General features: G+C 50.6%; 16 protein-coding genes. 7 read left to right on the top strand and 9 right to left on the bottom strand.

Annotated elements, in window-relative coordinates; all coding sequences use genetic code 11:
- Positions 1–4: 4 nt before the first annotated feature.
- On the bottom strand, positions 5–706 hold the full coding sequence (locus HZU75_RS02750; RefSeq protein WP_228028166.1) for a response regulator transcription factor: 702 nt from the start codon (positions 704–706) through the stop codon (positions 5–7).
- Positions 707–886: 180 nt separating this feature from the next.
- Here HZU75_RS02750 and HZU75_RS02745 point away from each other — a divergent pair, with 180 nt between their 5' ends.
- On the top strand, positions 887–1,360 hold the full coding sequence (locus HZU75_RS02745) for an EVE domain-containing protein (protein WP_180307680.1): 474 nt from the start codon (positions 887–889) through the stop codon (positions 1,358–1,360).
- A 60-nt stretch (positions 1,361–1,420) separates the two neighbouring features.
- On the opposite strand, the gene HZU75_RS02740 is transcribed toward HZU75_RS02745, so the two are convergent.
- The 7 genes from HZU75_RS02740 to HZU75_RS02710 all read right to left on the bottom strand — a co-directional run bounded on the left by HZU75_RS02740 (position 1,421) and on the right by HZU75_RS02710 (position 7,718).
- Positions 1,421–2,161, bottom strand: coding sequence for a LytR/AlgR family response regulator transcription factor (locus HZU75_RS02740; RefSeq protein WP_180307679.1), 741 nt, complete (start codon positions 2,159–2,161; stop codon positions 1,421–1,423).
- The gene (locus HZU75_RS02735; RefSeq protein ID WP_180307678.1) at positions 2,158–3,264 is read right to left on the bottom strand and encodes a sensor histidine kinase; all 1,107 of its coding nucleotides are present in this window, start codon (positions 3,262–3,264) and stop codon (positions 2,158–2,160) included. The genes HZU75_RS02740 and HZU75_RS02735 overlap by 4 nt, the downstream gene beginning before the upstream one ends.
- An 8-nt stretch (positions 3,265–3,272) precedes the next feature.
- Positions 3,273–4,511 carry a hypothetical protein gene (locus HZU75_RS02730; RefSeq protein ID WP_180307677.1) on the bottom strand — a complete coding sequence of 413 codons (1,239 nt, stop codon included), beginning with the start codon at positions 4,509–4,511 and terminating at the stop codon, positions 3,273–3,275.
- A 41-nt stretch (positions 4,512–4,552) separates the two neighbouring features.
- Entirely contained in the window at positions 4,553–5,350 is a 798-nt protein-coding gene (locus HZU75_RS02725) for an outer membrane lipoprotein-sorting protein (RefSeq protein WP_228028165.1), read from the bottom strand.
- Complete coding sequence (locus HZU75_RS02720) at positions 5,347–5,538, bottom strand: LiaI-LiaF-like domain-containing protein (protein WP_180307676.1); 192 nt, start codon at positions 5,536–5,538, stop codon at positions 5,347–5,349. Before HZU75_RS02720 ends, HZU75_RS02725 begins: the two co-directional genes overlap by 4 nt.
- A gap of 75 nt (positions 5,539–5,613) precedes the next feature.
- On the bottom strand, positions 5,614–7,005 hold the full coding sequence (locus HZU75_RS02715; protein ID WP_180307675.1) for an ABC transporter permease: 1,392 nt from the start codon (positions 7,003–7,005) through the stop codon (positions 5,614–5,616).
- The gene (locus HZU75_RS02710; RefSeq protein WP_180307674.1) at positions 7,002–7,718 is read right to left on the bottom strand and encodes an ABC transporter ATP-binding protein; all 717 of its coding nucleotides are present in this window, start codon (positions 7,716–7,718) and stop codon (positions 7,002–7,004) included. The genes HZU75_RS02715 and HZU75_RS02710 overlap by 4 nt, the downstream gene beginning before the upstream one ends.
- Positions 7,719–7,911: 193 nt before the next feature.
- On the opposite strand from HZU75_RS02710, the gene HZU75_RS02705 reads away from it, so the two are divergent.
- From HZU75_RS02705 to HZU75_RS02690, 4 genes are all read left to right on the top strand, one after another.
- Entirely contained in the window at positions 7,912–8,472 is a 561-nt protein-coding gene (locus HZU75_RS02705; RefSeq protein ID WP_180307673.1) for an Ntn hydrolase family protein, read from the top strand.
- Between the two features lie 123 nt (positions 8,473–8,595).
- A complete protein-coding gene (gene hslO, locus HZU75_RS02700) occupies positions 8,596–9,471 on the top strand; it encodes an Hsp33 family molecular chaperone HslO (protein WP_180307672.1) in 876 nt (291 codons plus the stop codon).
- Positions 9,472–9,652: 181 nt separating this feature from the next.
- Positions 9,653–11,077, top strand: a complete 1,425-nt coding sequence (locus HZU75_RS02695) for a flagellinolysin (protein ID WP_228028164.1) — start codon at positions 9,653–9,655, stop codon at positions 11,075–11,077.
- Positions 11,074–11,400 carry a flagellin gene (locus tag HZU75_RS02690; protein ID WP_180307670.1) on the top strand — a complete coding sequence of 109 codons (327 nt, stop codon included), beginning with the start codon at positions 11,074–11,076 and terminating at the stop codon, positions 11,398–11,400. The genes HZU75_RS02695 and HZU75_RS02690 overlap by 4 nt, the downstream gene beginning before the upstream one ends.
- A 53-nt stretch (positions 11,401–11,453) precedes the next feature.
- Here the strand turns inward: HZU75_RS02690 and pepN are convergent, their stop codons facing one another.
- Positions 11,454–14,084, bottom strand: coding sequence for an aminopeptidase N (gene pepN / locus HZU75_RS02685; RefSeq protein ID WP_180307669.1), 2,631 nt, complete (start codon positions 14,082–14,084; stop codon positions 11,454–11,456).
- Between the two features lie 240 nt (positions 14,085–14,324).
- Here pepN and HZU75_RS02680 point away from each other — a divergent pair, with 240 nt between their 5' ends.
- Positions 14,325–16,007, top strand: coding sequence for a nitrite/sulfite reductase (locus tag HZU75_RS02680; protein ID WP_180307668.1), 1,683 nt, complete (start codon positions 14,325–14,327; stop codon positions 16,005–16,007).
- A complete protein-coding gene (locus HZU75_RS02675; protein ID WP_180307667.1) occupies positions 16,000–16,503 on the top strand; it encodes a DUF934 domain-containing protein in 504 nt (167 codons plus the stop codon). The genes HZU75_RS02680 and HZU75_RS02675 overlap by 8 nt, the downstream gene beginning before the upstream one ends.
- Positions 16,504–17,000: the final 497 nt, after the last annotated feature.

Below are 17,000 nucleotides of genomic sequence, written 5' to 3'. Positions count from 1 at the left end.
GGTGTTATTCCAAATGCGGGCTAAGGATTTCATCAAGACGGTAGCCATGGCCATAAACGGCGCTGAGGCGAAAGCCGCGTTCGGGTCGAAGTTGCAATTTACTGCGTAACGCTGAAATATGCGTATCTAAGGTGCGGGTGGGGATATCTACTGCTAGACCCCACACGGTTTCCATCAAATATTGCCGCGATAGCAAGCGCCCTAAGTTTCTAAATAGGCATAAGGCCAAATCAAATTCGCGGTCTTTTAAGGTAATCGCTTCACCCGCAAACTGGATTGTTTTCAAATCCAGATCGAGTGCAAAACTGCCAAACTGGGTTTTACGTACGGCAGGTTTGGGGTAGCTGCGGCGGCAAATGGCGGTAATGCGCGCTTTTAATTCTTCTACGCGTAAAGGCTTGTGCATGTAATCATCCGCCCCCGCCGAGAGACCCGTCACCACATCCTGTTCGCTATTGCGATGGGTGAGCATAATAATGGGCAGCGCTTGCTCCAAATTACTGCGCACCCATTGAATAACTTCGATACCGCTTAAATCCGGTAATTCCCAATCGACCAGCAGCACATCAAAATTATCTCGGCGCAATTGCCGCAGCAATGCTTCTGCAGATTCAAAGGTCACCACGCAATGCCCCATTGCTTCAATGGTACTTTTAACCAGTGCTAACTGGTGTGGGTCGTCATCCAGTGCTGCAATCCGAATCATGCGACTTGAAAACCTAATTCGTTATAAAAAGCGCAAATTTGCGCGAACAGCTAATTGTAACGCTAAGGGACGTAAACGATATTTCAAATTGATATTTTGTTCAGTTTCGTGCAATTGACTGCTGCCATTTTTTGACACTTCTGCCAATTAAACTCGGTTTAGGCATTGGAGGAGCAAGCCATGAATAAAAACTGGTTGGCAGTGGTCTGCGCCGAGCATGTGCAGCGGGGTTATGCAGGCGGCTTTATGCAAGTTTGTCACGGTCGGCGTGCGCCATTGTTGCAGATGTCGGCAGGTGATCTCATCGTGTATTACTCTCCGACGAGACAGATGGGCGGTAAAGATCGACTGCAGGCCTTTACCGCAATCGGTGTAATTGCTGTAGGCCTGCCATATCAGGTGGCAATGAGCAGCGATTTTCATCCTTATCGCCGTGATGTGAATTGGTTGCAGGCGCAGCCAACGCCGATAGCGCCTTTGCTCACTCAATTGGAGTGGGTACGCGAACAGCCCAATTGGGGCTATCGTTTGCGTGCCGGTTATTTGGCCATTAGTGCACATGATATGGCGCTAATTGCGGCGGCAATGCAAGCCACATTGCCACTGGCGAGGCCGCTATCCACTCATATTCGACAGAGGGCGTTTGATTTTTAAGTGATTTCTGCTGGGTATCGCGTTATTGACTATTAAATATAGGGGTTGTGTGGCAATACCCTACATTTGTTTAAATTGAGCCGCATGACTGCGACTCAGCGGAATAATGGCATCGCACTGTTTCAGATGGATGCGTTGCCGCCCAAGTAGGTCGCGATCAATTTTGGCCACTTCGGGCAGGCAAACGATATAGCCGCGATGCACTTGCGCAAAACGTTGCGGGTTGAGCTGGGGCAACAGGTCTTTTAGCGAGGTGCGAATCAAATGACGCTCATTGCGCGTCACAATCTCGGTGTATTTTTCATTGGCCTGAAAATAAATCACCTCGTCGCAAGAGATGAGCCGAGTGGTTTCGCCTAAGCCGGTCGTTAACCAGCTTAAATAGCTTGGTGAGCTTGCCTGGCCGAGTTGCTGCAACAAGCCTGCCAGATCGAGTGAGTTTCGTTGGGCCAGATTGCGCTGTAGTTTCGTCACGCACTGTGCCAATCGCGCATCGCTCACCGGTTTGAGTAAATAATCGACGGCGTTGTTTTCAAATGCGGCTACTGCATATTCGTCGTAGGCGGTAACAAACACGACCCGTGTATTTTGCAGCGCCCCAGCGACTTGTAAGCCATTAAGGCCGGGCATGCGTATATCTAAAAATGCTAGTTCGGGTTGAAGGCGATTGAGCTCGGCGCTGGCCTCGATGCCATTTTTGGCGATCGCCACAATCTGCAATTGCGGCCATAGAAGTTGCAAGCGCTCAGCCAGGTTTTGGGCCAGCAATGGTTCGTCGTCGGCAATCAGGGCGGTGGTCATGGTTTTTCTCTGTCTAGCAAGTTGTGAGCGGCGTTATCGTTGTTACGCTGTAGCGGTAAACGCAGCTCGGCTAACACCCCATGAGGCTGGTGATGACTCAGGCTAAGCGTACCGAGCTCGCCATACAATGATTGCAGGCGGGCCCGTACATTCGCTAAGCCGACCCCTTTCCCCGCCTGCTGGTTTGCTTGCAAGCCTTGCCCGCTATCAGTGACTTGCAAAATCAAGAGTGGAATCGGGCTTTCGGTGTTGGCATGGGCGCTAATTTGAATGGTCCCGCCCGCTAACGCTGGCTCAATGCCATGCTCGAGTGCATTTTCAACCAAGGGTTGCAGTAATAAGGGAGGAAGCTGGGCGGTGAGTAAATCAGCAGGAATCTGGATTTGATAGCTTAAACGCTCACCGAGGCGAATTTGACTAATCGCGAGCAAAGCGCGAATTAGCTCAACCTCATCGGCCAAGCTGGTTTGTGCTTGCCGGGTGCGGGATAAGCTGGCGCGTAGATAGTCATTCAAATGTTCTAGCATGTTTTGCGCTAGCGCCGCATCCCGTGTGATCAAACTATGCACATTGGCCAGTGTATTGAATAAGAAATGTGGTTCGATCTGGGCTTGCAGCATCGCCAATTGCGCCGTGATTTCAGCCTGTTTGGCTTCGGCATGCTCACGTTTCGCAATTTCCAACTCGTTTTTGTAGGCCAGCGAATGGTAGAACACCACAAAAAATGCGCAGGCGGCAAATGACACCATGATTGCGGTGACGATCCAGCGCCATTGGGTATCAGGTTGCGTGAGCATTATGGCCAATACATCCGGGGCTCCAAACAAGGTGGATAATTTAAACCCGGCAAAAATCCCCAAAATCACGGCAACAGGCGTGCGCCAGCTCCAGCTCAGATTGGTTTGGCCTTTGCAAAGCAAAAAATTAATGAAGCCGATACTGCAACCGATGCAGTGTGAAATCAGCAAATTTTGCGCCCAACAATCCAGCCCCTGTACCACAGTCAGGAAAATGGCAATTAAGGTATTGATCAGCAATAGCAGACCAACTTCACGACTCCAGTGGATATTGGCGCTGGTGTTCCGGTTGGTAAACAAGGGCATGATGAGGCTCAGAAAAAATATTTAAGCAGCAATTGCAGGCTATGTTGCTGTGGCAGGGCACCATACTGGCTGCCTGCCGCTCCAGATTGGCTTTGCCATTGCACGGCAACATCTGCAGTTTTGAAATGGTAGCGTGCTTCCAGCCAATGCTGCAGGCTTTGATCACCCAAGTCGCGTCGGAGCATCAGATTCAAATCCAGATTACGCCAAATAGCGTTATTCCAGCTGGCTAGCAAAAACAAATTATGCTGCGTGGGATTATCTTGTTGGCGGAATGCATGCTGGCGATAAGCCCAATACAGTGGGGTTTGTTGTGCCAGTGCTTGCCAGGCGGATTGATTGAGCGCAGCTTGGTTGTACTGGTATTCCAACGTTAGGTTTAAATTGATTGGCAAGGTATAGCTAGCACCGCTGGCTACACGCGAGTAAAACCGCTCCTGACCCTGTATGCCTAAAGCACTTTGCAGCAGGCTAGGGCCGCGGCCACCACTGTATTCGGTGTATAGCGTCAGTGCATCGGTGGCCAGCCAACTGAAATTGAGGCCGACTTGAGGTGATTTTTCTGCTTCGCGATACACAATGAATTGCGGGGAGAAGCCATCAAACCAGCGTTGGCTAAAGCTAAGCTGCCAGCGAGCAGCAAAATTACTGGCCGCCCAGTCCGGGGCAAATGGCGCGCTGCTATGCTGCTGATCGGCGTCGGCTAATTTAGGTGAATACAGTGCGCTTATCGCGCCACTCTCCCATAGATATTGCCCGCGTAGCATTGCGCTTCCCAAACGGTTTTCGCGCAAGCTGCTTGGTGCGATGGAGACGACCGAGCGTACCGCATCGGCTTTAAAGTAATCACTGGGGTTGTAGCCATAAGCCATCCCATTGCGCTGATTGATCCGGCCCACGTCAAAAAGCAAGGTGGGTTGCGCTTGCCAGCTCAGATAGGCTTCCTTGAGTGTATTGATTTGCTCGTCCTGCCCCGCTTGCCAGTTTAAATCCAACCGATTCGCCACCACTGCGCGCCATTGTTGATTTAGCCGCTGATCAATGTTGACGTCAATTGATATACGGCTAGGGTGTATGTTCTCAGTGCTGTCTTTCTGGCTAATTAACCCAGTCATACCCTCGATAAAAAACTGATAGCTACGTTGTTGTTCACTACTCTGCGGGGTTTGGTCGGCCAGCGACAGCGCATCAAGCTCTGTTTGTTCTTCAGCGTGCACGTGCGGCGCCCACATAAACTCGAAGCTCATCACGGTGAGTGCAAGCAAAAAATGGTGCGGGCAAGTGCACATTACTGAGCCTGTTCAGGGTTGAAACGTGGCAGATAATCACGCTGGAACCAGCTTTCAGGCACCTCGCGGTACGCCCAATCACTCAAGCGCATTACGGTAATCCACTTTGGATCCAGCCCGTCAATAATCACTGTTTCTGTCGGGCGCTCTTGACCTAACGATGTCTGAAAATGGCGGTAGTAAGCCGTTTTAAGCAGGCGATCGCTATTCGAGTAGAATTTCGCTTTGATCGGGCGGCTATTATTGCGATCCAGCCAGTATTCAATGCGATGGTAAGTGACTTCATTGTTCTTGGCGGTTAGATCAAGCCGGTAGCTGGCGCGTTTTTGTCGTTCGCCATCCTGAATTTCTTCTTCGGCACCGATGCTGGCATCGTAATCGCCAGCTAGATTCACCGTCATCACGTCGCCATTAGCCGCCTGCCCCAGCAAACGTTGCTGCGGTGTAATACGAACGCTGGCTTTGCTGCTGGGGTCAAAAAACCATAAATCATTGCCATTTTTGAGCAGTAACTTACCCGCATCCCGCTGTGGTGCTACAAAACGGATCAAGTTACGAAATTGTCCGGTTTTACGATCGGCCCGTGCATATACCGCCAGTGTCGAGCTATCGATTTGTTTGCCGTCGCGGTATTCAATTAGGTTATTGATTAACCCGAATGACTGGTCTGGATTGCGCACCGCATCGCTGGCCGCCAGTAGCGCTTGTGCCGACGGTGCTGCCCAGCTCAGTTGCGCCATCGTCAAGCAGAGCAGACCCAATCCCCAAGACTGGCTTGCGCGGCGAATACGGCTCATGAGCGTTCTCCTTCATGCTGGCGTAGGCAGTGCGACCGTGTTTTGGGGGCAATCAAGCCAGCAAGCCCGAGTGCGATTAAAATCAACGGCCACCAAGTGGCAAGCAAGCTCAATACATTTGGCCACCAGCCCAGATTGACGCCAAGGAAGAGACCGCCGAGCAAAACTAAGATTAAAGAGTGACGCATGAAAGTTCTCCTTATGGGGTATTTTTATGTAGCCATTGATTTAATTGATTCGGCTTGAAATACCCGGTTAAATAATTAAACGTGTCGTAGTGCATCTACAATATTGAGTTGTGCAGCGCGGCGGGCCGGCCACCAAGCGGATAAGGTGGCTACCAGTAATAAACCCAAGACCGTGCCAATAATCATCCGCCCCTCGCCCCAGACGCGGACCATAAGGGCTACGGGTTCTGAATTGCCAGGTGGCATCCAGCTCAAGCCGCTGTGGTTGATGAGGTAGGCGGCAATCAGTGCTAATACCACCCCTAAACCTGCGCCCACACTGCCTAGCAATAGGCCTTCGCAGACAAACAAATTGCGAATGCCGCTGCGACGCAGGCCGATGGCGCGCAGCGTACCGATCTCAACGGTGCGCTCGACCACCGCCATGCTCATGGTATTGCCAACGGTAAACAGCACAATCGCGCCAATTAGGACGGTGATAAAACTAAAAATGGCGGCAAACATGCCGGTAATTTGGCCGTAGCTAGGGTTGAGTGTGCTGAAATCGTGCACTTCTAGCGCCATGCCTTTGAGCTCGGTATTCATTAATTCATTGAGTCGCGCTTGGGCGGCGGCAATTTGTTGCGTATGTTTCAGTTGCAGCACAATTGCGGTCACTTGCGGCGTATCACCACCGTAAATCAATTGTTGCGCTTGTTTTAGATGCAGGGTAATCGCTAAATCATCGAGTTCTTTTACCCCAAGCTGCTCAGCTTTTACCACTTGCAACGCCGCTACATTGGGCGCGCCATGGGTATTGGCGGCCAACAGCTCGATCTGGGCTCCGCTGCTAGGCTGTTTTGGTGCAGCTTCTAACTCGGCTAACGCACTAATGTCGGCCGGTGTTGACGCAGCTAGGGGCTCATGCTCGATCTCTTTAACTTTGGCGCAATTCTTGATTTCAAGCTGATCGCAAAGTTGCAGGACGCGAGCAACGCCCATGCCAATAGTGGCCGCATTTTCCGCACTGCCTGTCAGTGGCGATAATTTGGCTTGGCCGGGAAATTGATAGTCGTTCCATTGGCGTAACTGGTTTTGCTCGCCCACGACCACGCCATGGCCAATCACGGTGCGGGATACGCCAGCATTAAAGTTGCCCGCAATCCCACCTAAGCTGAGGGTCGGGGTGACCACGGTTAGCATTGGTGCCAGCACTGGATCATGTTTAACGACATCAATGACCCGTTGGTAATCACGGATACCGTAGGCCGCCGGATTGCCGGTGCCATACAGAAAATAATCTTGCCTTTGAATTTGCAAATGCCCACCGCGGCGGACAAAGTCGGTTTGCAAGCCCAAATTAATATTGCCGCTATAGCCGCCGAATAACAGGATCGCCACTGCGCCGATCATCATGGCCAGCAAGGTTGTCAGTGAACGGCGCCGATTGCGTAGTAAATTGCGCCAAGCCAGTGAAAGCGTGTTCATGCTATGACCTCCGCTTGTTGAGCATTGATGCTATTGCTGGTTGTGTTCACGATACGACCATCCCGAATAAAGATGGCGTCATCTGCTGCAGCTAAAACTTGAGGGTCGTGTGAGGAGAAAACAAAGGAGATTTTGAGCTCCTGCTGCATCTGGCGCATTAGCTGAATAATGGCTGCACCAGTCTGGCTATCCAGATTCGCGGTAGGCTCATCCGCCAGCACCCACTGTGGGGAGGTGGCAAGTGCTCTGGCAATCGCGACCCGCTGCCGTTGCCCGCCCGAGAGCTGGCCCGGTAAATGTCGGGCTTTATCCGCCAACCCCACTGCAGCCAGCAATTCAAGTACGCGAGCTTTGCGTTGCGAGGCCGGTATTTTGGCCAAAATCAGGGGGTATTCGATGTTTTCAAACGCATTTAGTACCGGTAGCAGATTGAAATTCTGAAAAATAAAGCCAATATGACGCAGACGAAAATCCGCGAGTGCCTGATCATTAAGTTGTTTTACGTTTTGTCCGGCTATCGTAATTTCACCTTCGTCAGCGCGATCGATGCAGCCGATTAAATTCAACAAGGTGGTTTTGCCGCTACCAGACGGCCCAGAAATAACGGTAAACCGCGCTGGCTGAATTTGCAGATTGATATCGATTAGTGCAGGAACACGAATCGAGTCGAGCTGATAATGTTTATGAAGTGCAGAAACGCATAGCGCTGACATCGTGCAGGCCTCCTTGTGATGTTGCTACTGTAGGCGGATTGGGGCTGGCTTACTCCAGCTTGCGATAAAAAGCATTTAGCACGGATGAGTTGCAGTAAGGCAAGATAAACCGCTATCGACTGCGCTAGAGTTGACGCGATGTTGCACTCGTCGCAGACTTGCTGCTTTGCTTGTATAGAAACGGAAACAGAAGATGACCACGGTCGTAGTCGTGAAAAAAGAAGGTCAGATAGCCATTGCGGCCGATAGTCAGTCGACTTTTGGTGATATGCGCTTGGGCGCGGTCGATGATGCGCGCTGGAATAAGATTTTCCAGCATGAAGGCAGCTATTTCGCCATTTGTGGCAGTGCGGCACACGATTTGGTACTGCAATCGGCATTAAAAAAGATCAAAAACCTTGATTTTTCCAGCCGAGTCGCCATCTTTGAATCATTCCGCAAATTGCATCCAAAGCTAAAGGAAGATTTCTACCTCAAGCCGGATGAGGAAGAAGACGATCCTTATGAATCCAGTCAGATGACGGTTTTAATTGCCAATCAGCACGGTATTTTTGGCGTCTACAGTTTGCGTGAAGTGTATGAGTTTCAGCGTTTCTGGGCGATGGGCAGCGGCCGCGATTTTGCGATTGGTGCCATGAATGCACTGTATGAGCAACTCGATGCTGAAGGTTTAGCAAAAGCGGGTATTGAGGCCGGTTGCGCATTTGATGTTAGCTCCAGTATGCCGATGACGAGCTATTTAATTAGCGCCTAAACACGCGCTGGGATTCCGCAGGCCTAAGCTGCAAGCCTGGTAATAATGAGCATCGCTTGATTAGATAATGCGCCCCTGAGCGCGATCGTGGCACCGCCGCGATGTCAGATGAAGGTTAATAGAATGAAAGATGTTTTAGAACGATTTTTGTTTGAAAAGGCGCCTGTACGCGGCGAATTGGTCAAACTAGATGCCACGTACAAAGAAGTTTTAGCGCGACATAATTATCCGCTGGTGCTGCGTTCGCGTTTGGGCGAGTTAATGGCTGCGGGTGCGCTGCTATCGGCCATGCTCAAATTTGACGGTACGCTGGTGATGCAAATGCATGGCACTGGTGCTTTGCAATTGCTCGTAGTTGAAGTGACTAGCCAGAATACCCTGCGGGCAACTGCTCGCTGGGATGCGGATAAAATTGCCGCATTTGATGAGACGAGCTCAATTGCCGAATTACTGGGGCGGGGTCGTTTTATGATTACGATCGACCCAACCGTGGGCGAGCCTTATCAAGGCGTGGTCGGTATGGAGGTCGGCCAAACCGTGGCGCAGATCATCGAGCACTACATGACGCATTCCGAGCAGCTCGATACACGCCTGTGGCTGGCGTGCGAAGATGGCATCGCCGCCGGCATGATGTTGCAAAAAATGCCTGCGCAGGATGATCTGGAAAATACTTGGGATCACTTAGTTACGTTGGCTGGGACAGTGAAAAACGAAGAGTTGCTGCAACTGGAGCCGCGCGAAACACTATATCGCCTATTCCACGAAGATAGCGCCCGCGTGTTCGACCCCGCCACACCACGCTTTGCCTGCACCTGCTCGCGTGAGCGTGTGGGCGGCATGATCAAATTGATGGAACGCGATGAGGTCGACGAAGTGCTTGCCGAGCGCGGTCACGTGCATGTGGTGTGTGATTTCTGCGGTAAAGAGTATGAATTTGACCCCGTAGATATTGGTGCTCTCTATGCTGGTAGCGATGCAGGTCATGGTACGGTGCAGTAATTGCTAGCTTAATCTAGGGGTATGTTCATCAGAGTCTTTTCTGGAAAAGCCTCTGTTTATATACCCATAAATAAAAAAAACCAGTCTTTAGACTGGTTTTTTTATTCGCTAAAGTTTTTTACTTACCATGCCGATAAGCCGCGTATACGGGTTTTCACCAGCATACGGGACGGGCTTGATCGTGCAAATCACGACCAACGTAGTTTCGCTGAATACGCAGCGGCACCTGAGCCAAACCAGCAATGGTTTAGCTCAGGTGTTGTCGCGTCTATCGTCTGGTTTACGTATCAATACCGCTAAAGATGATGCAGCAGGTCTGGCGATTTCTAGTCGTATGGACGCCACGATTCGCGGGGATAGGCAGGCCATTCGTAATATGAATGACGGTGTCTCGCTGATGCAGGTGGCAGAAGGGGCGATGAGCAACGCCGCCGATGTCGTACAAAGGATTCGTGAACTAGGCGTGCAGGCTGCTAATGGCAGTTTGTCAGGATCAGATCGTCAGGCATTACAAGCTGAAGCTAATCAACTGCTACAAAGCTTGAGTACCCAAGCACAAAACGCCGAGTTTAATGGGCAAAAGATTTTCGCCCAGTCTGAAAGCAGTTTGGGTGGAGATCCTGCTCGTCGAGGGATTATCGACGGTTTGAAAATGGGTTGGTTGGAAGAGGCGGAAACAAGAATTACCAACCTGTTTGGTATCACTGGTGATGGTGCTGATCTAAATATTGTCTTTGAGCCTCCAGCCGGGTCTGGGCTGAGTAGTGCCGCTGGTGGCACTGCAGCTGCGGTTGGCAGTTTAACCGGCACGGCTGATGCAAATGGTAAAACGCTGAATATGTTTCTTTGGATTGATCCGGAGGACTTCAAGCCACCAAATTTACCCGATGGTGGTGGTGTAGCGGTTGGGAATGGTACGGTTTATAGCGATCGGATTATTGCGCACGAGATGGTGCATGCAGTGATGGGGCGTTCTATGAATTTTGCCCCATTGGCTAGTTGGTTCAAGGAAGGTGCCGCAGAATTTATTCATGGCGCTGATGAGCGACTGTTCGCAGATACCGCCGGTGGTACTGATACTTCGGCCGCGCTTAGCTATAAAACCAATCCAACCAGTGGTTCAGAAATTTATACCGGCGGTTATTTAGCGGTTCGCTATATGCACCAACAAATCAAGGCAGCAGGCGGAAATGGCATCAAGGATATCATGACCTATCTGAGCACCCACACAGGCTCAACGCTGGATGATGCACTGACTCATGCTAGTCATGGTGCATTTAATAATTTCAACGATTTTGATGCAAAATTCCTGGCGGCGGCTGCAACCCCCAGTTTATTCACCACCTTGGGGGTGAATTTTACAAATGAAGATACTGGTGCGATTGGCGGTGCCGATGTTGATGGCAAGCCCGCGATGAGTAGCACGAATGTGTTTGCCGATCAGGGCACACAATTTAGTAAACAGGTACTCAAAGGCTTCAAACAGGTATGGGCGGCAGGTACTACCGGGATTGATATCCAAGGTGGCACAGGTCTGAAAGAAACTTCATTTCAAGTCGGCAATGGCGCTGGACAAAAAAAATTACCGTCCAATTTGGGGGCATGAGTGCCAAAAATTTGGGGCTGGATGATGTTGATTTAGTGCGCTTGCCCACTTTGGCGATTGCGCATGCTGATGAGGCTTTGGATTACATCAATGGCGAGCGGGCAAAAGCCGGCTCAGTGATGTCCCGTTTGGATTCTGCGATTAAAAACGTTAGTAATATGGTTGAAAATACCAGTGCGGCTAAGTCACGGATTATGGATGCCGATTACGCGCAAGAAACCGCAGCGTTAACGCGGCAGCAGATTTTACAGCAAGCCGGATCAGCTATGCTTGCGCAGGCCAATGCCATGCCACAGTTGGCTTTGTCATTGTTACGCGGCTAATCGATTTTTGCTTTGCGAATAAAAAAGCCAGTTCATTGAACTGGCTTTTTGTTTTATGCAGCAAGTGCTTTGCTGACAATCTCAAACGTATCCGACGACAGTCCTGCCTGATCGCGAATGCGTTCTAGCTCCTGTTTCATCAGCTCGCGGCGTGCGGGTTCGATTTTGGTCCAGCGATTAAAGCAGCTGGCCAAGCGGGCGGCAATTTGCGGGTTGATGGCATCAAGTTCGATGATTTTCTCGGCCGCAAACGCGTAGCCATAGCCATCGGCGGCATGAAAATGCGGCAGATTTAAAACGCAAAACGAAGTGATCAGTGCGCGTACCTTGTTGGGGTTTTTGAGCGAAAAGGCCGGATGGCTCAGCAGCGTTTGTACTCGGCTGAGTGTGCCTTTGCGGCGACTGGTAGCTTGCAGTGCAAACCATTTATCCATCACCAAGGCGTCATCTGCCCACTGTGCGGCAAAGTCGGCCAGCTGAGCTTCGCCACCGTCGCGGTTTACCAGCGCACGCAGTGCTGCCAGACGATCGGTCATATTGTCGGCTTTGCGATATTGGTCGGCCAGCAGGCTGCTGATCATCGCTTCGTCTAGCTCGGCCAGATAGTCAAGGCAGACATTTTTCAAATCGCGGCGAGCGACTTGTTCGCCATCATAGCGATACGGCGTGCCGTCATTGAGCTTTTGATAAGTTGCGAGCAATTCTTGCCGTAATTCGCGCGCAATTTGCTGCTTGATACTCTGGCACACCAAGGCCAGACGGCTAGGGTCGACGTCGCTCAGCTGCTCAAGCAGATAGTTTTCTGCTGGCAATTGCAGCATCAACGCGATCAGCGCCGGGTCGAGTTTATCGTTGCTAATCAGTTTGCGATACGCGGCGATAAAGTGCTCGGGCGCTTGAATGGCCAAGCTGGCATCTTGAGCGTACAGTCGTTTGATGAATAACGTGGCAAAGGTGTTGGCTGCTTCCCAGCGCGCAAACGCATCGCTGTCATTGGCCATTAAAAACACCAGTTCATCTTCGCTATAGTCGTATTCAAGCACCACCGGCGCAGAAAAATCGCGCAGCAATGACGGTACCGGCGGGCAGGGTACGTGTGTAAAGGTAAAGGTTTGCGTTGCTTCGCGCAGTTGCAGTACCCGAGTAGTGCCACTGGCGTGGCTTTCACCTTCGAGTTGCAGTGGCAAGTCTTGTCCACGGCGATCAATCAGGCCGATGGCAAATGGAATATGAAATGGCAATTTATGTTCTTGCCCCGGCGTCGGTGGGCAAGACTGGGTAAGGGTGAGGGTATAGCTCTGCGCTTCAGCACTATATGAGCCCTGAGCAGATACCCTGGGGGTTCCAGCCTGACTGTACCAACGCTCGAACTGCGTTAAGTCCGCGTGGTTGGCATCGGCCATTGCCGCGCGGAAATCGTCACAAGTCACCGCCTGACCATCATGACGTTTGAAATATAAATCCATGCCTTTACGGAAACCATCGCGCCCCAGCAGTGTTTCGTACATCCGCACGACTTCGCTGCCTTTCTCGTAAATGGTCATGGTGTAGAAATTATTGATTTCCAGATATTCATCCGGGCGAATCGGGTGCGCTTGCGGGCCGGCATCTTCGGCAAACTGGCTGGTGCGCAGTGTGCGCACATTACTGATGCGTTGTACGGCGCGGCTGCCGATATCGCTGGAAAATTCCTGATCGCGATAGACGGTGAGGCCTTCTTTTAGACTGAGCTGAAACCAGTCACGACAAGTCACGCGATTGCCGGTCCAGTTATGGAAGTATTCGTGAGCGACCACGGCATCGATGCCGTCAAAATCAATATCGGTCGCTGTTTCGGGCTTGGCGAGAACAAACTTGGTATTGAAAATATTCAAGCCCTTGTTTTCCATCGCACCCATATTAAAGTCCGATACCGCAACGATCATATAGGTGTCCAGATCGTATTCCAGACCAAATCGTTCTTCGTCCCAAGCCATCGCTTTTTGTGCGGCGGACAGTGCGTGATGACATTTATCCAGATTGCCGGGCTCGACATAGATCTCGATATTAATATTGCGACCTGATTGGGTGCGGTGTGTGCCAGTCAGTGATACCAGCTTGCCAGCGACCAGTGCAAACAAATATGCCGGTTTTTTGAATGGATCGACCCATTTGACCCAGTGGCGATTTTTATCTAACTGGCCACTGCCGACACGATTGCCGTTCGAGAGCAAAATTGGATACTTAGTTTTATCGGCGATGATGGTGGTGGTGAATTTCGCCATCACGTCGGGGCGATCGAGATAATAGGTAATCTTGCGAAAGCCTTCGGCTTCGCATTGGGTAAAGAAATTGCCATTGCTCTGATATAGCCCCATCAGGCTGGTGTTGGCCGCCGGGTTGATCACGGTGACTATTTCCAAAATGCCATCATCGGGCATCGCGATGATGGTCAGCTCATTCTCTCCCACACTGTATGCCGTGTGTGGCAAAACTGCACCATCGAGCTTGACGCTATCGAGTTTGAGCTCTTCGCCATGCAATACCAAAGGCGTTTCCGCTGCAACGTCTTTATTGCGGCGGATAATCAGGCGTGAGGTGACTTTGGTCTGGGTATCGTCTAGATCAAAAGTTAAATCAACGCGGTCAATCAGATAGCTAGGGGGGGTATAGTCAAGACGATGAATGGCTTGGCGGCTGCTCATGGCGTGCGGCTCTTTGGTCGAACAGATAAAGTCTGCAAGAGTAAACCCAGTGCGCAGGCAAGACAATGGCAATAAGGTGGCGTATTTCGTTAATTGCCTTTGCTGGGGATTTGTGCGCAAGGTTCTTGCGTTGTGTCAGATAGAACTAAAAAACTGATACATATTCAAAAAGAATCGTTCTCTTGGATATAGAAGGGCTGGTATTATTCCTACCTATTAGCCGTTTACCCGGATGAAGCAATGTATATTTACGACGATTACGACCAAAAAATCGTGGACCAGCGCGTAGCGCAGTACCGCGATCAAACGCGCCGCTACTTGGCTGGCGAATTGACCGACGAAGAATTCCGCCCTTTGCGTTTGCAAAACGGTTTGTATATTCAACGTCACGCACCGATGTTGCGCGTTGCGATTCCTTATGGTCATTTGCGTAGTGCGCAAGTGCGCAAATTGGCCGAACTCGCTCGTAAATATGACAAAGGTTACGTGCATTTCACCACGCGCCAGAACGTGCAGTACAACTGGCCAGCGCTCGAAAACGTACCGGAAATGCTGGCTGAATTGGCAACAGTGCAAATGCACGGCATTCAGACTTCAGGCGCCTGTATTCGTAACACCACCTCAGACCAATTTGCTGGCGTGGCGTTTGACGAAATCGTCGATCCACGTCCATGGTGCGAAATCATCCGTCAGTGGTCGACTTTCCATCCTGAGTTTGCCCACCTGCCACGTAAATTCAAGATTGCGGTGAATGGCGCAAAAGAAGATCGCGCGGCAGTAATGGTGCACGACGTGGGTATCAACGTGAAGTTGAACGACGCGGGCCAAGTCGGTTTTGAGATTTTCGTTGGTGGCGGCTTGGGTCGCACGCCAATGATTGGCGATCTGATCAAACCATGGTTAGAGCCAAAACACCTGCTGACCTATCTGAACGCTGTGTTGCGTGTGTATAACCGCTACGGCCGTCGTGATAATAAATACAAAGCGCGGATTAAAATTTTGGTGAAAGCGATGACGCCAGAAGTTTTCGCGGCCAAAGTGGAGCAAGAATGGGCGTTTGAAAAAGACGGCCCACAAACGCTGACCGACGCCGAAATCGCGCGTAACCACCGCTTCTTTACTGCGCCAGCCTACGAAAGCTTGGCGGGTGACGATGCTGAGTTTGCAGCGGCAAAAGCGGCCAATCCAGCGTTTGCACGTTGGGTTGAGCGCAATGTGTTTGCGCACAAAGTGGCGGGCTACGCTGCGGTGACTTTGTCATTGAAGAAAACCGGTGTTCCACCGGGCGATGCGACTGATGCACAGCTCGATGACGTCGCGAATTTGGCCGACCGCTTTAGCTTTGGCGAAGTGCGTGTATCGCACGGCCAGAATCTGATTTTGGCCGATGTCAAACAAGCTGATTTGTTCGCCCTGTGGGAAGAAGCCAAACGGATTGGCTTTGCGACACCAAATATTGGTTTGCTGACCGACGTGATTTGCTGCCCAGGTGGTGATTTCTGCTCGCTGGCGAACGCGAAATCAATTCCAGTTGCGCAAGCGATTCAAGAGCGTTTTGATAATCTGGATTATCTGTTTGACCTCGGTGATATCGATGTCAATATGTCGGGCTGTATCAACGCCTGTGGTCACCACCACGTTGGTAATATTGGTGTATTGGGCGTGGATAAAAACAATGCCGAGTACTATCAAATTACCTTGGGTGGTCGTCAAGGTGTCGACGCGAAAATCGGTAAGGTGATCGGCCCATCATTCGCGCAAGAAGAAATGCCGGATGTGATGAGTAAGATTATTGAAGTCTTTGTCGCGCACCGCGAGGGTGACGAGCGCTTTATCGATGTATTCGATCGCATCGGCGCAGAGCCATTCAAAGCCAAAGTGTACGAAGGCAAACCGATTCGCAAGGAGAAAGCTGATGTCTAAGCTGATTATCAATCGTGAAATCGTTGACAACCGCTGGACGCGCGTCGTTGCGAATGAGCAAGGTGAGGTATCTCTCCCAAGCGAAGGCGCCGTGCTGGTTCCATACCAATACTGGCTGGCAAATCGCGATGCGCTCTCTAACCGCGAAGTTGCGGTGTGCTTTGCGCCAACGGACGAGCCAGAATCTTTGCCGGTGGATGCGAATGTATTTCCAATGATCGCTTGCGAGTTTCCTGCGTTTACCGACGGTCGTGGTTTCTCTATCGGTCGTTTGCTGCGTGTTCGTTATGGTTTTAAAGGCGAATTGCGTGCGGTAGGCGATGTATTTAAAGATACCTTGAACTACTTGGCACGTTGCGGCTTTAATGCCTTTGAAGTGCGTGCAGATAAAGATATCAATGAAGCAATCAAAGGCATTGATGACTTTACTGAGTTCTACCAATCAAGCGTCGATGTGCCCAGTCCGCTGTACTTACGTCGCCCAGTTGCTGCTTAAGTCAGTTTGAGGTGTTAAATACATGTATCAACAAAGCCCGCTTTAGCGGGCTTTGTGCTTTTTAGTTCGGTTTTTGCGCGGTTTGAGCGTTTGATTCAGGTTGTTTTTTCTTATTACCTGCGGTTTTGGCCGGTTTTTCTGAGTTTTTGCGAGTTTTGTTGGTGGCTACACTGGTGCTGTGCGTTTGCATTTGGCGTTGTTTGCCAAAATATTTCGATTTTCGTTTCCTTTCCGATCAATCACTTAGCGCCTTTGTTCCATTTTCTTTGTCGATAGGTGTTGACGTGTTTCAGGCTGGTGGGTATAGTTCGGCCTCTCTGCTGATGACGCAACGAAACGAAGCGATGCCAGCAACGATCTTTAACAATATACAGCCGATGAGTGTGAGTGCTTGATTCGTAAGTCGAAACAAGTGCTTGCACTCAGATGATAGGAAATAAACAAGACGAACTTTTTAAGTTTTTCTCGTTTCTTTCTTTGAGTATTGAAGTACAAGC

Source organism: Chitinibacter fontanus, from assembly GCF_013423785.1.
Classification (GTDB): Bacteria; Pseudomonadota; Gammaproteobacteria; order Burkholderiales; family Chitinibacteraceae; genus Chitinibacter; species Chitinibacter fontanus.
This window is presented reverse-complemented; position numbering and strand designations above follow the sequence as displayed.